Here is a 15769-nt window from a genome sequence, read left to right as displayed (position 1 = left end):
CTATCCCTCTATCTTATTCGTCGATGTTTTTAATGCCCCATTCTGGTCAAGGTAGATATCCAGAAAGGTTCCATCCGTAAATTTCATGACGACCGCCATATCCGTAACCACGATATCTTCAACTTTCCGCCCTTTTATTTTTTCGGGTGTCACTTCGAACTCTTTTACGTTCATTTTAAAATCCCCTTACCATTTTAAGTCTCTACGCTTAATGTACATTGGCTGTTTTAGATGCATATTTCTCCATAAACTCCAGCACCTGTCTAAACACCGCAATCTCATTTTCCTTCTTGGCAAATCCATGACCCTCGTCTTCCATGACGATGTAGGTGATATCCCGACCCTTTTCCTTCAAGGCTTCGACGATTTGGTCGGATTCTGCTTTGACGACACGGGGGTCATTCGCACCTTGAACGACCAGCATTGGCTTAATCATTTGATCGATATAGGTACTTGGTGAATATTCGATTAGTTTCTCACGGTCTCTTTCCGGATGCCCGACCCACGCATCCATGGCAGACTTCCAATCTTCAGGGACTGAATGGATGAAGGAGAATAGGTTCGATGGGCCGCATACATCGATGACCGCCTTGAAATAATCAGCATGGCGCCCATGCAGGAGCAAGCTCATGTATCCGCCATAGCTCCCGCCCATCACGATGATTTCACCCTTCTTGGCATAGCCTTGGTCGATGAGCCAATCTAGGGCAGCAATATTATCCAAACGTGGACCCGCTCCCCATGCCCGCTCCACCATCTTCGTGAAGTTCAGCCCATAGCCAGTGGAGCCGCGGAAGTTTGGCGCGAAAATGCTGTATCCATTGCTCAGAAAATATTGAAAAATGGCATTGAAGGATTTTCGTTCCGCATGCTGCGGTCCCCCGTGCGGCCACAAAATCATTTCACCCTTATCATGCTCCTCTTTTGCTTTATAAAATAAAGCCTCTATCTCAAGCCCGTCAAAGGATGGATAGGTCACGACTTCCGGTGCAACGAAATCTTCTTCTGCCATGCCGGCCATTTTATTGCGGGTAATCTGGACCCACTTATCCCCTTCACGCTTATACACATTTCCGAGCTGCACAGAGCCTCCGCCGAGAAGATAGACGGTGCCTGATTTCGCGACAGCCACCTTGGTGATTAAATCACATGGAATCACCATATTCCCCCATAATCCTTCATCCAAATGATAGGCGTACAGTCTGTCTTCCACACCTTTTTCAGCGGTGATATAAAGAATCCGATTTTCCTTGTCATATATAAGGGTAGTGAAGCCTTCTTTCGGTATCTCCTTTACTTTCGTAAACGTCTTTGTCTCCAAATCAAACTTGGCGAGATAAGAGAAATCAGCCTCATAATCCGTTACGAGATACACTTCTGTCGGAGATGTGAGCACAGCAAAGCTGACCGTATGTTCCTTTTCAGTCGGAGGCGTCAATAAAATCTCTTCCTCTCCCACCCTTGCGTAATAACGGGAATTTGTATTCGAGAAAAATTGGTAATAAAGAGTGGTTGTCTCATCCTCACTCACTTCTGCTATGTACGTGGTGCCGCCGCTTCCCTCTAATACGGTCGTTTCCTCGCCAGTGCTGAGCTGCAGACAATAGGTGTTTAGGTAACTGGGATTCTCTTTTGAGGAGGAATAATATAGTCGCTCGCCATCGCTAGATAATTGAGGACTGAAATTGCGGGTGTTTTCCTGATAGACTACTTTTTTCATTGCTCCGCCGTGAGGCTTAAGGGCATAAAATTGTGTGTTCTCGTCACCGTCATGGTCAAATCCGGCAATTACGAACCTTCCTTCCTGGTCATAAAGCAGCTCATGGCATGGCTGATTGTTAAATGTTAGCCGATAGGGAAATGCATTGGGAAGATCCATTGCCCAAAGATTGTACTTCCCGCTTATGTTTGTGCAAAATATAAACTGTTTCTCATCCGGACTTACGGCAAAATCAATAATCGATACAGTCTGCAGCATTTCTTCCACGTCTGGCTTCGGAAATTCTATCATCTAAAAACCCCCTTATCGTTTGGTTTAATCATACCAAAAATATACATTTCTGTTGTATATTTTTTATAAAAACGTATGCCATCAGAAAAAGGCCTCTCGAGACTTATACCAGTCCTCGTTTCTGCTTAAAATCTGTTTATACTTCTATATATCTGCTTACTTAACATCCCGTAATGCCCATTGGTTCCTTCGCTCCATAGACACGATTCTATCTTATTGATAGAATTTAAGAGACATTTGGAATTATATGTAAAATAAATGCAATAAATCTCATACATCCAGGTTATTCCTATCCATAAATCCATGACAAAGAAAGGAGAAAGTTTGTATGAAATGAACTTTGTCTTAGTTCTTCATTGAAAGCCGCCGACATGCTATAAAGTCGAAAACTATCAAGAGTGATAAGAATGCTTCTCTCAATACGCAGAGCTCTCGTTCTTATTCAGCCGATATAAAATGCCTAGAGTAATAAACTCCCCCTCCCCTGCCTTTGACTATATACTGACAAGCCTCCAAACACCGTTAAATAGACAAACATTCTTTTCACACTGGACATCAAATCATCTGCCTATAACAGCCGATATAACAATTCAAATGAACCATTCCTGGCATGTATCCTTATGACCATGGGCTATCCTATTAATCTATTAATGAGGTGAGAATATGAAAAAACGCTTGTTGATGATTTCCTTAACCTGTCTGTTTATGGTATCCGGTCTATTTCCAAACCAGCCAGACGCCGCTGGAACTGGGCAAGATGAATTCAGGGCTTTTTGGGTTGACGCCTTTCATGATGGATTTAAAACAGAGGACCAGGTAGATCAGCTGATTGAGGATGTGGAAGCAGCCAATGCGAATGCCGTGATTGTGCAAGTCCGCAGAAGGGGTGATTCCTATTTCAATAAAGCATTGGAGCCGCGCACACAGGACCCATCCTTGCAGGAAGACTTTGATGTTTTAGAGGATCTAATAGACAAAGCCCACTCAAAAGGAATTGAGGTTCATGCCTGGTTAGCCACCCTGCCAATTTGGAACTCCCTCACGCCGCCAACTAGCCCTGATCATGTGTTCAATACAAATGGCCCCTCTGCTGAAGGCGAGGATTTTTGGCTCATGACGAATGCAAATGGCGCGATGCGCTCAGGGGCAGATTATGTGCTTGATCCCGGCCACCCAGATGCCCTCGATTATACGGTTGATCAGTACGTGAATGTTGTGAAGAACTATGATGTTGATGGCATTCACCTTGATTTGGCCAGATATATGGGAACAGATTGGGGATATAATCCGACAAGCATTGCCCGCTATCAGGAAGCCTTCCAAACAGACAGCATCCCAGAGCCGAACGATCCAAACTGGGCAGAGTGGAGACGAGAGCAAATCAACTCCATGGTCAGGAAAGTCTACCTGAAAGCCATCGCTCTCAACCCGCAGGTGAAGGTATCCTGTGCCACAATCGCTTGGGGAGCCGGTCCGAAAACACAGGAGGAATACAATAACACGCGCACGATGACCGAAGTATTCCAGGATTGGCAAAGCTGGCTGCGGGATGAAATCATTGATCTGGCCATTCCAATGAACTATGACAGAGAGCATGTGGAGAGCCAAAGACAATGGTATGATGAATGGATTGCCTTCCAAAAAGCCAATCAATTCAACCGCCAGATTGTGGCCGGGCCGGCCGCTTACCTCAACTCCATTGATTCGACGCTTGCTCAAACAAGAAGGGCACTTGCTCCTGATGATGAAGGCCGCAAGCTTGCCGGCGTCAGCTATTACAGCTATGCTGTCACCGATATGGACAATCAGCCCCGCAGCACCTTTTTAGATGCGCTTGTGAACGGGACCGAAAATGAGGCTGCCGTCTTCCCTGGCAAAGCAGACGTCCCTGAAATGAAGTGGAAAACGAAGCCGAAAAGCGGCTATTTAATGGGACAAGCACTGACCTTCAAAAAACAAGACATCACTGATTCCACCTTGGAAATCAGAGGAGCAAAAGGATTCAAGAAAACCATCAAAACTGACGGAAACGGCTGGTTTGGCCTTAGCGGCTTAAAGCCTGGAGTCTATGTCGTCAAACTGTCCGGCGAGCACAAATCCCCTGCCTATCCCGTCATCATAAAAGCAGGAAAGGTCAAGAATATGACGGTGATTGGAAAATAAAAAAGAAACTGACCTAATGAGCTCCGCAGGCGGGCTTTTAGGTCAGTTTTCGCTTTTAGAGATAATCTTATTTGGTTATTCCGCCTGTTTTTCATCCAGCGGATACAATCTTGCAAGACATCATCGGATTTAAGTATTGATTGGGGCTTTTCAGCTGAAATGTCCCTGCCCCATCCGTATAATCAATGAGGATTTTCTCATCGAGAAAGACTTCATGATTTTCGTTAATGTAAACCGGGTAAGCATTCGTCTCCCACTTTTTCATCCCCTCCGGCACCTCATCTAGCACAAATAGGTTCCAGACGCCGCTCATGACACAGCCGCACCCTTCGGTTTCATATTTCAAATGGAAGTGCCCTCCTCTTCCTTGCAGCTGATCACTTAACTTATCTAGCGCTCGTTCTGTCCAGATAATTTCCATTTCACTTCCTCCTTTTACTTTCCTGCTTATTTTACCCATAAAAAAACGGTATTCTTTTATGAATACCGCCTGCTCTCAAATGAAAGCGTTTTATTATCAATGCAAATTGGTCGTTCTATGTTTTTCGATCAGGTTTTGTAAGACTGCGACAGCTTCGCCCCCGCTATAGGTTCCTTTGTATTTAAAGCCGTGTTCTTCACAATACTTCTGTCCCAGCGCTACTGCATCTTCTTTGGTCATTTCTTTTTTGAGCTCACCGATGACCATTCCGTATGGCGCTTCATAGATTGTACTGTATTTTTCTTTTTCCATGTTATCCTATACCCCTTTGTATTGTTATTCCCTTGACTAGCCTTCGAGAATCACAGATAACAGCGTTCTTTTTGCCGTTAAATGACCATCTATACTAAGTGGGATGGTCTTTCTACCATTATAGTATACTATTATCGGGGATTTTGTCTAATTATAGGATTTTTTCTGTGAAATTCCTCCTTCCGTTCCCTATTTCCAGCACATGACCTACCTTCCTATTCTTTGATTATATGCACCGCTTTCGTTATGCTTACCTTGTTTCATTAATGAATTGGACATCCGTCAGCTCAGCATACGGAACAAATCGGGTTTCGCCATTTTTGCCGGCTATATGCAGCTTTCTCGCTTGGTCGTTGCAGAAATGGATGCACCCCTCCACGGATTCGTAGCGGTGGGCATTCGCTTTGTAATAGGTGATACGCACCATTGCCCCGTATTCCATCGCTTCAGCAATGGTATGACTGATTTCCTCTATTCTTTGTTCATCCAGTTCATTTCGTGTTTCGTAGCTGTCCTCCCGGGCCCACTCTCTCAGCAAGGAGACATGCTCCGGCAGCATCAATGATGTCCATTTAATCTTTCCTCGGTCCCGAATCATTTAATCTCTCCTCCAAACTTAGGCTTGATGCCCTCCGACCAATGTGCTTCTCTGCTTAGCCGTGCCGGCCGACGTATAGGACACGGCCCGCAAAATCGCGTCAGATCCATATTTACGGCGCATGCGGTCCATGACAAAGCCAAGCTCCCGCTTGCGCCAGCCATCCTGGTCGAAGAGACTGATTTGCATTTCCCTCTCAGGCGTAACATTCGAAAGCGTGATGGAAAGCTTCCGAACCGTCCTCCCCGTATAAAATTTGTCGAATAAGAAGAGACACATTTCATAAATATCCATCGTGATATTGGTCGGCATCTCCCGTGTAACGGAACGGTGAAAGCCTCCGCCGAATTCATCCTTGCTGTAGTAAACGCCAAGGCTGACAGTCCGCCCGGCCATTCCTCCTTGACGGGTCCTTCTCGCCACCTCTTCGCACATTTCCAAAATCACATGCTTGATTTCTTCCCGCTCCTTATAATCACGCAATAAAACCTGCCCCTTGCCGAAGCTGACCTGACCTTCCATGATAGGCGCTCCAATCTCGGATAAATCAATTCCCCATGCATGGTGATAAAGCTGATTGCCCATGATGCCGAATTTCTTCTCGAGAGCGGCGAGGTCATAGCGGGCAAGCTGCCCGACAGAGAAGATGCCCATCGCATTCAACTTCCGCTCCAGTGGTTTGCCAATACCCCACATCTCGCTCAAGGGAGAAAGCGGCCACAGCTTTGTCTCGACATCCTCATAGCCCCAAGCCGCGATGCCCTTCTTTTTCGCCTCAAGATCGAGGCAAAGCTTCGCCATCAGCATATTTGGGCCGATTCCAATCGCGCATGGCAGCTGGAACTCCCGGTCAATCTCATCCTTGATCTTCTCCGCGACCTCCCATACATCTCCCCAAAGCCTCCCTGTTCCGTTCACCTTTAGGAAGCTTTCATCCACACTATATGTATGGATGGCGTTCTTCGGCACATACCGATTGAATAGCCGGCTGATTTCCGTCGAGATTCGTAAATAAGTGGACATACTAGGATTAACAAGCTGAATCCGCGAATCGTGTGGAATTTCAAACAGCCTTGACCCCGTCTTAATGCCGAATTCCTTCTTCATCTTAGGAGATGAAGCAAGCACGACCGAACCGCTCCGGTCTGTGTTGGCCACCACCGCCAAATAGCATTCAAGCGGGTCTAGTCCCATCATCACCGCAGAACAGCTAGCAAAGAAACTTTTCATATCTACACACATCACATAATCATTTGGCAAATTGCTGTAATCCATCATCCCATGAACCTCTTTCCAATAAAAACAGAATATATGTTCGCATTGCATTATACCCATAATCTTAAGCGAATATACGTTCGTATTCAATGGTAATTTATTTACAATCAGTTTCAAAAAGCTTCTAGCAGGGGCAAAAATGGATTATAGTGGAGAAAAAGATAAGTGAAGCGCCATTGGAAAGCGGGGATTATATGGGATACATAATGGAGTTGCGCAAAATAGTCGGGAGCAGGCCGCTCTTAATGGTAGGGGCATCCGTTTTAGTGGTGAATCCCAAGGAAAACCTATTGCTGCAATTGCGCAAGGATAACGGCCACTGGGGATTGCCAGGAGGGGCGCTTGAGGTGATGGAATCGTTAGAAGACACCGCAATCAGGGAATTGCTTGAGGAAACCGGCCTATCGGCAAATGCCTTGGAATTCTTTGGAGTGTTCTCAGGTATGGAATTTCACTATATTTATCCGCATGGTGATGAAGTATACAACGTGATCGCCGCCTTTGTTTGCCGGGCATATGAGGGAGAATTGAAAGCGCAGCCTGAAGAAGTTTCCGCCCTTCGCTTCTTTCCGCTTAATGCTTTGCCGGAACAGATAAACGGCCCAGATTTTCCCGTCATCAAGCGTTTTATAGAGGAACGAGGATAGCCTTGTTCCTCTTCTTTTTATGAAGCTGCTTTTTGTCTGCCCTTAAGCAGCAATGGCCGTTATCCAAAAACAAATGGCTGTAAGTAAAGCCAACGGAGCCATCACCCATTTTTCCTTTCTGCTATTAGAAAGCAGGTTCATAATCATATTGAATGTCAGGTAAGCCGCAAAGAAAAAACAAATGCCTTTTGTGAGGCTAATCGTGAATAAAGAGGGTATAATACTAGCCGTCTGCAACAATATGATGATGGCAAATAGCTGGACACATACAGAAAAGCCGCAAAGAATTCTCATTCTTTTAGGCATTATGATATATTTACCGCCCATTGCGAATTCTCCATAGGGAAAGCCTAAAACAAGCAAAGCATATAGGATAGCAACGAATATAAAAGCCATGCTTCCAATAAGCGCAATTATCATTTAATGGCCTCCCTTTAAAAAAATTTACTTTAGTAAATATTCTTATTATCCACAGTTCTTATTCATCACAAATAAATCCTTCTTCCCCCTCTCCTATCAACACGAAACAAAGAAACCTTTGCGAAATCAGCTATTATTTAAATATAATTGAACGAGAGTATAGACTTCTTAAGAGATTAATAATCTAGTAGCAGGAGGAGAAAAAGAGAAAACATGAAGAAAACCATCATCATTATCTCCATCATTCTCGCCCTGATCATCGCAGGGATTATCGGAGCGAGCTTTTACTTCTATAATGTGGCGGTGAAGCGTGCGGACAAGGATTTCCTGAATTCAGACCCGAATCTCGCCGTTTCAACCCCTCAGACCTTGCAGACAGAAGCAAAAAAATGGGCTGGTACCGTTAACTTTGAAGAGATTGCAATCACCTCCAATGACGGTCTGGCATTAACAGGCTATTATTTGCCGGCAGAGGAAAAAACAAATAAGACGGTTATCATCGCACATGGCTATGCCGGGCATGCCATCGGGATGTACGCTTACGCGAAATATTATTATGAAGCACTCGGCTATAATGTCTTGATGCCTGATGCACGCGGACATGGGAAGAGTGAAGGGGATTATATTGGATTCGGCTGGCATGAACGCAAGGATTATATCCAATGGATTGATTATGTGCTCGACCGAAACGGCAAGAACAGCAAGATTGCCCTGCATGGTGTTTCCATGGGAGGTGCGACCGTTATGATGACAAGCGGCGAGGAATTGCCGAAGCAGGTGAAGGCTGTTGTCGCAGACTGCGGCTACACATCGGCACTCGATATCCTCAGCTACCAGCTTGGAGAAATGTACAGCCTGCCGAGTTTCCCGCTTATCCAGAGCACTAGCCTTCTAACAAAATTACGTGCCGGCTACTCATTTGAGGAGGCTTCGGCAGTTGAGCAAGTGAAGAAGACCTCCCTGCCGATTTTCTTCATTCATGGGGAAAAGGATACCTTTGTGCCGTTGGAAATGGTCCATGAGTTGTATGAAGCGGCAAACGGGGAAAAAGAGCTCTACATCGTACCGGGTGCCGAACACGGAAATGCCTATAATGCAGACCCGGAAACCTATGAGAAAAAAGTGGCAGAATTCTTGGCTTCATACATGAAATAACAGCAGGCCGTCCTATGAGGGCGGCCTTTTCTAATGCTATCACCCTCATAAAACATTATGTTAAAATAATATAAAAATATAGAAAGGGGATACATAATGAAAAAGCTCTATTATTCCGCCGTCACCTATATGGCCCTGGCACTAATCAGCGGCGTCTTCTTCAGAGAGTTCACAAAACTGAACGGGATTTATGAAACGACAACGCTCGGAAAAGTGCATGGCCACCTCTTTTCATTAGGATTCATCGTGTTCTTGATAGCTTTATTATTCGAGAAAACATGCCAGATCACTCAGGATGACATGTTCCAATTCTTCTTTATCGCCTATCATATTGGTCTAGGTGTCTCAGCAACAGCTATGACAGTAAGAGGTGTCCTTTCTGTCCTTGAGCTGAAAGGCAGCCTCGAACTGTCATCAGGACTTGACGCCTCCATCTCAGGCATATCCGGCATGGGGCATATCGTCATGTCCATCGGCCTCGTTCTTTTCGTCCTGATCTTGAGGAACCGGCTCCTAAAGCCTTCTGCTTGACTAAGGCTCAAAATCGTCCCGAATGAGGGATCCCTGCAAAGCAGAAATGCTGTATATCATCAGTATTTCTGCTTTTTTTATATGGCGCCTAAACAAAAAAAGCTCAGCCAGAAATCCTGGCTGAACTGCCTTATTGTTGTCATTTCATATAACGATATTCGCGCAAGCTATTTAAGATTTCAATTTCCTGGATGATTTTCTCTCCAATATTGGTTTCCCGAACCTTTTTCCGCTTTAATTCCTTATCGACCAATCTCTTTATGGAAAGCACATCTGTCCCATTAAGCAGAACATCTTCCTTTGAATTAAAATGCTTATGGGCAACTAACTGCATGCCATAGGAATTATAGAGTAATGTATACCCCGCGATGCCGGTTGTGGATTGATAAGCTTTGGAGAAGCCTCCGTCAATGACAATCATTTTTCCATTCGCCTTGATTGGATTTTCCCCATCAATTTCTTTCACCGGTGTGTGTCCATTGATGATATGGCCCGCGTCAGGGTTTAAATCAAATTCCTCAAGGATTTTGCGGCAGACCTCCTCATTTTCCCGTAAATGATAGTATGGGTTCTTTCTCTCTTTATGGGTTGCCTTGTCCTTGATAAAGTACCTCTCAAAGGTTGTCATTTCTCTTTTTCCAAAGAGGGAGGAATATTCCCCTGTCCATAGATACCAGACCATATCTGTCGCAAGGTCATCCGTCTCTTCAGGATGAGCGAAAGAATGACGTAAATATTGTTCAAACACATCCAGTAATTCACGGCCTGAATACGTGTTATTTTCGATAGACATTTTCTCCATCTTGCCATCTTCATCCAACGGAATGCATCCATGCATTAATAGGTTGCCATTATATTTTAAGTAAAGGCTCCCCTTCTTCATCAGGAAATTCATATGTCTTGCCAGCTTTTCAGAATGCTGCACAGAGAATAATAGCCGTTCCATTACCTGCTTTTCTTCCTCTAACAATTGACCAGGCTGCTCAGAGTTTACCGTAGCAAAGCAGGTGTTTTCAAGAGGATACGTCTTCCCGTAAAGCGTGATTTCTTTTTTGTCATAATCAATTTTCTCCAGCAAAAGTCTTTCTGACATATTGAAATACGGTCGTCTTTTGATAATCGGCATTTCAAGTTTGAACTGGATCATCGCAATGGCTTGGTGGATTTTCGTTATTTGCAGCTTTTCATGATTTGATAGCTTCTTGTCTGAATGTACCTTAGGTCTAAAAGCCGGATTGTCCTCATAATATTTTTCCGCAAGGGTTAGCAGCGGCCTCAGGTTGATTCCGTATACATCCTCAATGATATCCAGGTTGTCATATCTTGCGCAGATACGAATGATGTTTGCGAGACAAACGAGTGAGCCTGAATACGCACCAATCCACAGCACATCATGGTTACCCCATTGAATATCAAGAGAATGATAATTAATCAGGGTGTCCATGATTTTATCTGGTTCAGGTCCGCGGTCATAAATATCGCCAACGACATGGAGATGATCGACGACCAATCGCTGCGTTGTATACGCAAGGCCCGTCAAGAGTTTATCAGCCTGGCCTAAGGAAATGACTTGGTCGACAATCTCTTTGTAGTATGGCTCCTTGTTCATTTGATTCGTTTTATAAAGCAGCTCTTCAATAATAAACACGAACTGGCTAGGCAATGCTTTTCGCACCTTTGACCGTGTATATTTCGATGAGGCATGGGAAATAAGCCTGATCATTCGCTCGATGGTCACGATATACCACTGATTTAATTCTTGCTCATTATCAAATTGATTTTTGACTAGCGTTAATTTTTCTTCCGGATAATAAACCAGTGCCGCAAATTCATTAATCTCTTTTTCTAACAAAATATCTTGGAAGAGGTCTCTAATTTTCTCTTTTACATTTCCAGAACCATTCCTCAATACATGCTGAAAGGCTTGATATTCGCCATGCAAATCACTGACAAAATGCTCTGTCCCCTTCGGCAGATTAAGGATCGCTTCCAAATTGATAATTTCTGTTACGACTTTTTCTTCACAATCATATTGTTGAACAAGTAAGTCTAAATAATTTGCTTTCAACTTATGTATCCCCTTTACGATATTTATCTCAAGTTATCTGATGAATAATTAGTATAATTGTTCTTCCGCGCAACACTCGTCACCCTTCAGGTGACGGATCCATTCAAGCTCTCCACTAATCTTGGATTAGTGATAGCAGTTTTAATCCTCTACTATATAATCTAAACTACCTATCTCTATTAGGCAATATTTCAATAGCAATATGTATATCATAATAGTTTATCAAAGTGTCTGATTACGAGCTTTTTCAACAAGCGGATATTCCAAGTTGTTATTCTTGAAGAACACATAAAAGAGCAGGGAAATTCACCCCCGCTACTTTACTGACGATTATAAATATCAAGGAACATGTCGATACCATCTGCACGCAAGGCCAATATTATCCTAATCAATTATATTGCAACAGCGCCCTGACCCACCTAATCCGTGATGCGCTCTCCGTAATGTACATGCCAATGCATATGCTTATTACTTTGATAGCCGCCTATATTGGTCGATACCTTACAGGCGCCATATTTTTCATTTACCGATTTGGAGACTTTCTGAATCACGGCAAATAGATCGACCATCAGATCCTTTTCCTCCGGTGTCACATCGATTAATGAAGGTATATGTTTTTTAGGAATAACGACGATATGTACCTCATAAAACGGACGTGTATGATAAAAAGCCAGGGTATTTTCTGTTTCCCACACTATATCGACCGCTGTATTTCCGCTTAACACCTCATCACAATAAAAATCCTCTACTTCATTAGCCATTCATTCCAACTCCCAACAAGATTGATTCATTATACTAATACGGCAACAATCTCTTATTCCCTGCTAGACGAATTAATTTTCCCGTCAAGCTCTGAAGTCACATAATCCGCTCCGATATTACATCTTAAAGTGCTTTTTTCCTCTCTTTTCCGCTATCACCCAAATGGTTTTCATTAGAAATATTGCACTTTTTTCCATATTAAGAATTGACAGTCTAATTGATAACGATTATCATACTAAGTGATAATGATTATCATTACCAATTAATCAGAAATAGGGAGGACTTACGTATATGCGACAACGCTTCATTTCACCTGCATTAGCAATCACTTTTCTGCTTGGCGCCTGCAGCTCTGAGGATGCGAACAGTAAAAGTAAAACAGAAAAAACGGGAGATTCAACTTCATCCATAACGCTGACTGATTTCGCCGGACGCGAAGTTTCCATTGAGAAAGTGCCTGAAAGAATCGTATCCTTGAGCGGCGGGGATATGGATATCATTTATGCGCTAGGCGGTGAGGTTGCTGGGCGACCGACCTCTTCTCACGAAGAAAACGATGCTCCATATAAAGATGCTATACAAATTGGTTCCACTCATCAGTTCAATCTTGAGAAGATTGCCAGCCTTAAGCCAGATGTTATTATTGGCAATAATCCAATGAACACAAAGGATGTTGAGAATTTTGAATCGATTGGCGCTGAAGCTCTCTTAACCTCAGCCAACTCAGTCGATGAAATCAAGAAACAAATAACCCTATACGGAGATATGCTTCAAAAGCAGGAGGAAGCAGAGAAATTGACTGAAGAGATAGATGCGGATATCAAGAAAATGTCGGCTGGCAGCACGGAAAATGAAAAACGCGCCCTGCTTGTTTACGGAGCCCCAGGTACATATATGGCCGCTCTTCCTAATTCATTGAGCGGGAACCTGCTTGAGCTTGCCGGGGGAGAAAACATCGCCTCTGATTACCCTGCGCTCGAGCAATATCCGCAATATGCACAGCTCAACACAGAACGCATTGTGGAAGCAAATCCAGAATACGTATTTTTGCTGACACACGGCAACCCAAAGGAAGTTAAAGCCGGTTTTCTAAAAGAAATGTCTGAAAACCCAGCTTGGAATAACGTTGCTGCCGTCAAGAATGACAAGGTCGAGATTCTCCCTGCTGATTTATTCGGAACCAACCCAGGCACAAGAATAACGGAAGCCATCTCTTATCTAGATAACATCTTGAATGCCGAAGAATAATGATGAAGATTGAACAGCGAACATTCAGAAGGAAGATGCTCTTTATTGTTTTGCCGGTTTTCCTGCTGCTTGCTTCCATCTACGGATTGACTTATGGTTCAGTGCCCCTTTCCCTTGTAGATGTATGGAATGCGCTGACCAACCAAGGCACAGACATACAGGAGACCATCATTAAGGATCTGCGCCTGCCCCGAGTCATCATCGGATTATTGGTCGGTGCATGCCTGGCTGTATCTGGCGCACTATTGCAGGGAGTCATGAAAAATCCGCTCGCAGATCCAGGAATCATTGGCGTTACCGCAGGAGGCGGTCTGGCAGCCTGCGTGATTATGCTTATCTTTCCTGCTCTATCGTATTTATTGCCGCTCGCAGCATTTGCCGGTGCCTTCCTGACCTCGCTCATCATTTATTTTCTTGCCTGGGACAAGGGAGCCTCCCCGCTCAAAATCATCCTAGCGGGTGTCGCCATCAGTGCCCTTTTGAGTGCTGTGCAAAGTGGCATCATGAATATTTACAGTGATCGGGTCCAATCCGTCCTGTCCTGGCTGTCCGGAGGATTGAGCGGGCGGAGCTGGTATCATCTTGAATTCATGTACCCTTATGCGCTTACAGGTCTTGCATTATCATTCTTTGCCATCAAGCCAGTCAACCTCCTCCTGCTTGGTGATGATTCTGCGAAGCTGCTCGGCCAAAGGGTAGAGTTGACCCGTCTTATCATCATTTTAATTGCCTCGTTCCTTGCCGGCGCGGCGGTAAGCGTAGCTGGGCTGGTCGGTTTTGTCGGCTTGGTTGTGCCGCATATCATTCGCATTCTGATTGGGAGCGACTATCGATACCTATTGCCGTTTTCTGCCTTAGGCGGTGCTTCCCTCGTCGTGTTCGCCGATACGATTGCAAGATCTTGGTTTGATCCGATTGAATTACCGGTCGGCATATTGCTGGCCGCTATCGGTGCCCCGTTCTTTATGATTTTATTGAAGAAAAGGAGTTTGGTAGGATGAACGCCATTAGAGCGAGTAACCTGTGCCAGAAAGTCGGCTATTTCCAACTAAAAGACATCAGCCTTTCCATTCCAACAGGCAAAATGACGGCCATTATTGGGCCGAATGGTTCAGGAAAGTCCACCTTCCTGAAAATCACAGCACAATTAATGGGAATGGATGAGGGGGAAGTCCTTATTCACGACAAACCGATTCATACATACAAAAGACGTGAACTGGCCAAGACCATTTCCATGCTTCCGCAATCAAAGGAAGGATTGCCAAACTTGAGCGTTAAGGAACTCGTCTCCTATGGACGTTCACCCCATCATTCATTTTTGAATCAAGGCAGCAAAACGGAGGATGAGGCTATCATTGACTGGGCATTAAAGATTACCAGTACGAAAAAGCATGAGAACCGGATGTTCCATGAGCTTTCCGGTGGGGAACAGCAAAAGGCGCGGATTGCGATGTCCCTTGCGCAAAAGACGGATATCCTGCTTCTCGATGAGCCAACAACTTATCTAGACATAGCCCATCAGCTAGACTTAATGGAAATGCTGCAGGAAATTAATGAACAGTATGGAATAACCATCGTCATGGTTCTGCACGACCTTCAGCAGGCCGCGGCATACAGCCATCACATGATTGCTTTAAAGGGGGGATGTCTCGTAGACCACGGAAAGCCCAGGGACCTTCTAACTGCATATTTTTTACAGAAGGTTTATAATATTAATGCACATGTTTATTTTGAAAACGACTATCCAATCATTATTCCACAACTCAAACAAAGGAGATTGATACCATGATCGTTGTACAAAACAAATTCCAAACGAAAAAAGGCTTTGGCGAGAAAATGGGTGCCCGATTCACCCAAAATAACTTAGAAACATTCAAAGGATTCATCCGTGTAGAGGTTCTCTTGACTCAAGGCATGGAAGAAACGGACGAGCTAAGCGTCAATATGTACTGGGATGACAAAGAAAGCTTTGAAACTTGGAGAAACAGCGATTCCTTCAAGAAATCTCATGCGCGCCCAGCTGAAGGCTCAACGGAAGCGCCAAAAGAATCCCCAATCATCAGCAATAAAATCAGCATCTTTGATGTGGTGGCCGTTAAAGAAGGAGCAATCTCCCAGCAATAATCAAAAACAGCGCTCGATATTCACCGAGCGCTGT

At 44.3% G+C, this 15769-nt stretch carries 17 protein-coding genes; 8 read left to right on the top strand and 9 right to left on the bottom strand.

What is annotated here, in order from left to right; all coding sequences use genetic code 11:
* Together CYL18_RS19350 and CYL18_RS02820 are read right to left on the bottom strand one after the other, a co-directional pair.
* On the bottom strand, positions 1-174 hold the full coding sequence (locus tag CYL18_RS19350) for a hypothetical protein (RefSeq protein ID WP_201741228.1): 174 nt from the start codon (positions 172-174) through the stop codon (positions 1-3).
* 34 nt (positions 175-208) lie between these two features.
* Positions 209-2011: a S9 family peptidase gene (locus CYL18_RS02820; protein ID WP_104847931.1), complete on the bottom strand. Its 1803-nt coding sequence runs from the start codon at positions 2009-2011 to the stop codon at positions 209-211.
* Between the two features lie 663 nt (positions 2012-2674).
* Here CYL18_RS02820 and CYL18_RS02815 point away from each other — a divergent pair.
* Positions 2675-4174: a glycoside hydrolase family 10 protein gene (locus CYL18_RS02815; protein WP_104847930.1), complete on the top strand. Its 1500-nt coding sequence runs from the start codon at positions 2675-2677 to the stop codon at positions 4172-4174.
* 91 nt (positions 4175-4265) lie between these two features.
* On the opposite strand, the gene CYL18_RS02810 is transcribed toward CYL18_RS02815, so the two are convergent.
* From CYL18_RS02810 to CYL18_RS02795, 4 genes are all read right to left on the bottom strand, one after another.
* Entirely contained in the window at positions 4266-4595 is a 330-nt protein-coding gene (locus tag CYL18_RS02810) for an iron-sulfur cluster biosynthesis family protein (protein ID WP_161497065.1), read from the bottom strand.
* A gap of 96 nt (positions 4596-4691) precedes the next feature.
* Positions 4692-4907, bottom strand: a complete 216-nt coding sequence (locus CYL18_RS02805; protein WP_104847928.1) for a hypothetical protein — start codon at positions 4905-4907, stop codon at positions 4692-4694.
* Between the two features lie 250 nt (positions 4908-5157).
* Positions 5158-5505 (bottom strand): YolD-like family protein, encoded by a 348-nt coding sequence (locus CYL18_RS02800; protein ID WP_104847927.1) that lies wholly within the window; start codon positions 5503-5505, stop codon positions 5158-5160.
* A gap of 18 nt (positions 5506-5523) precedes the next feature.
* Positions 5524-6783, bottom strand: coding sequence for a Y-family DNA polymerase (locus tag CYL18_RS02795; protein ID WP_104847926.1), 1260 nt, complete (start codon positions 6781-6783; stop codon positions 5524-5526).
* A gap of 146 nt (positions 6784-6929) precedes the next feature.
* Between CYL18_RS02795 and CYL18_RS02790 the strand changes: the two genes are divergently transcribed.
* The gene (locus tag CYL18_RS02790; protein ID WP_330847559.1) at positions 6930-7427 is read left to right on the top strand and encodes an NUDIX hydrolase; all 498 of its coding nucleotides are present in this window, start codon (positions 6930-6932) and stop codon (positions 7425-7427) included.
* Between the two features lie 42 nt (positions 7428-7469).
* Here the strand turns inward: CYL18_RS02790 and CYL18_RS02785 are convergent, their stop codons facing one another.
* Complete coding sequence (locus CYL18_RS02785; RefSeq protein ID WP_201741227.1) at positions 7470-7847, bottom strand: hypothetical protein; 378 nt, start codon at positions 7845-7847, stop codon at positions 7470-7472.
* 213 nt (positions 7848-8060) lie between these two features.
* Here CYL18_RS02785 and CYL18_RS02780 point away from each other — a divergent pair, with 213 nt between their 5' ends.
* Positions 8061-9002 (top strand): alpha/beta hydrolase, encoded by a 942-nt coding sequence (locus CYL18_RS02780; RefSeq protein WP_104847925.1) that lies wholly within the window; start codon positions 8061-8063, stop codon positions 9000-9002.
* Between the two features lie 96 nt (positions 9003-9098).
* Positions 9099-9533 carry a DUF2871 domain-containing protein gene (locus CYL18_RS02775; protein ID WP_201741226.1) on the top strand — a complete coding sequence of 145 codons (435 nt, stop codon included), beginning with the start codon at positions 9099-9101 and terminating at the stop codon, positions 9531-9533.
* Between the two features lie 139 nt (positions 9534-9672).
* Here the strand turns inward: CYL18_RS02775 and CYL18_RS02770 are convergent, their stop codons facing one another.
* Positions 9673-11601, bottom strand: a complete 1929-nt coding sequence (locus CYL18_RS02770; RefSeq protein ID WP_104847923.1) for a fructose-1,6-bisphosphatase — start codon at positions 11599-11601, stop codon at positions 9673-9675.
* A gap of 419 nt (positions 11602-12020) precedes the next feature.
* Entirely contained in the window at positions 12021-12362 is a 342-nt protein-coding gene (locus tag CYL18_RS02765) for an HIT family protein (RefSeq protein WP_104847922.1), read from the bottom strand.
* A gap of 292 nt (positions 12363-12654) precedes the next feature.
* On the opposite strand from CYL18_RS02765, the gene CYL18_RS02760 reads away from it, so the two are divergent.
* Genes CYL18_RS02760 through CYL18_RS02745 form a run of 4 tightly spaced genes read left to right on the top strand, consistent with a single transcriptional unit; the run spans position 12655 to position 15735 of the window.
* Complete coding sequence (locus CYL18_RS02760) at positions 12655-13611, top strand: ABC transporter substrate-binding protein (RefSeq protein ID WP_104847921.1); 957 nt, start codon at positions 12655-12657, stop codon at positions 13609-13611.
* 2 nt (positions 13612-13613) lie between these two features.
* Complete coding sequence (locus CYL18_RS02755) at positions 13614-14612, top strand: FecCD family ABC transporter permease (protein ID WP_104848339.1); 999 nt, start codon at positions 13614-13616, stop codon at positions 14610-14612.
* The gene (locus CYL18_RS02750; protein ID WP_104847920.1) at positions 14609-15400 is read left to right on the top strand and encodes an ABC transporter ATP-binding protein; all 792 of its coding nucleotides are present in this window, start codon (positions 14609-14611) and stop codon (positions 15398-15400) included. The genes CYL18_RS02755 and CYL18_RS02750 overlap by 4 nt, the downstream gene beginning before the upstream one ends.
* Positions 15397-15735 carry an antibiotic biosynthesis monooxygenase gene (locus tag CYL18_RS02745; RefSeq protein ID WP_104847919.1) on the top strand — a complete coding sequence of 113 codons (339 nt, stop codon included), beginning with the start codon at positions 15397-15399 and terminating at the stop codon, positions 15733-15735. Before CYL18_RS02750 ends, CYL18_RS02745 begins: the two co-directional genes overlap by 4 nt.
* The last annotated feature ends 34 nt before the right edge of the window (positions 15736-15769 follow it).

It is taken from the genome of Pradoshia eiseniae (genome assembly GCF_002946355.1).
In the GTDB taxonomy this organism is placed as follows: Bacteria; Bacillota; Bacilli; order Bacillales; family Pradoshiaceae; genus Pradoshia; species Pradoshia eiseniae.
This window is presented reverse-complemented; position numbering and strand designations above follow the sequence as displayed.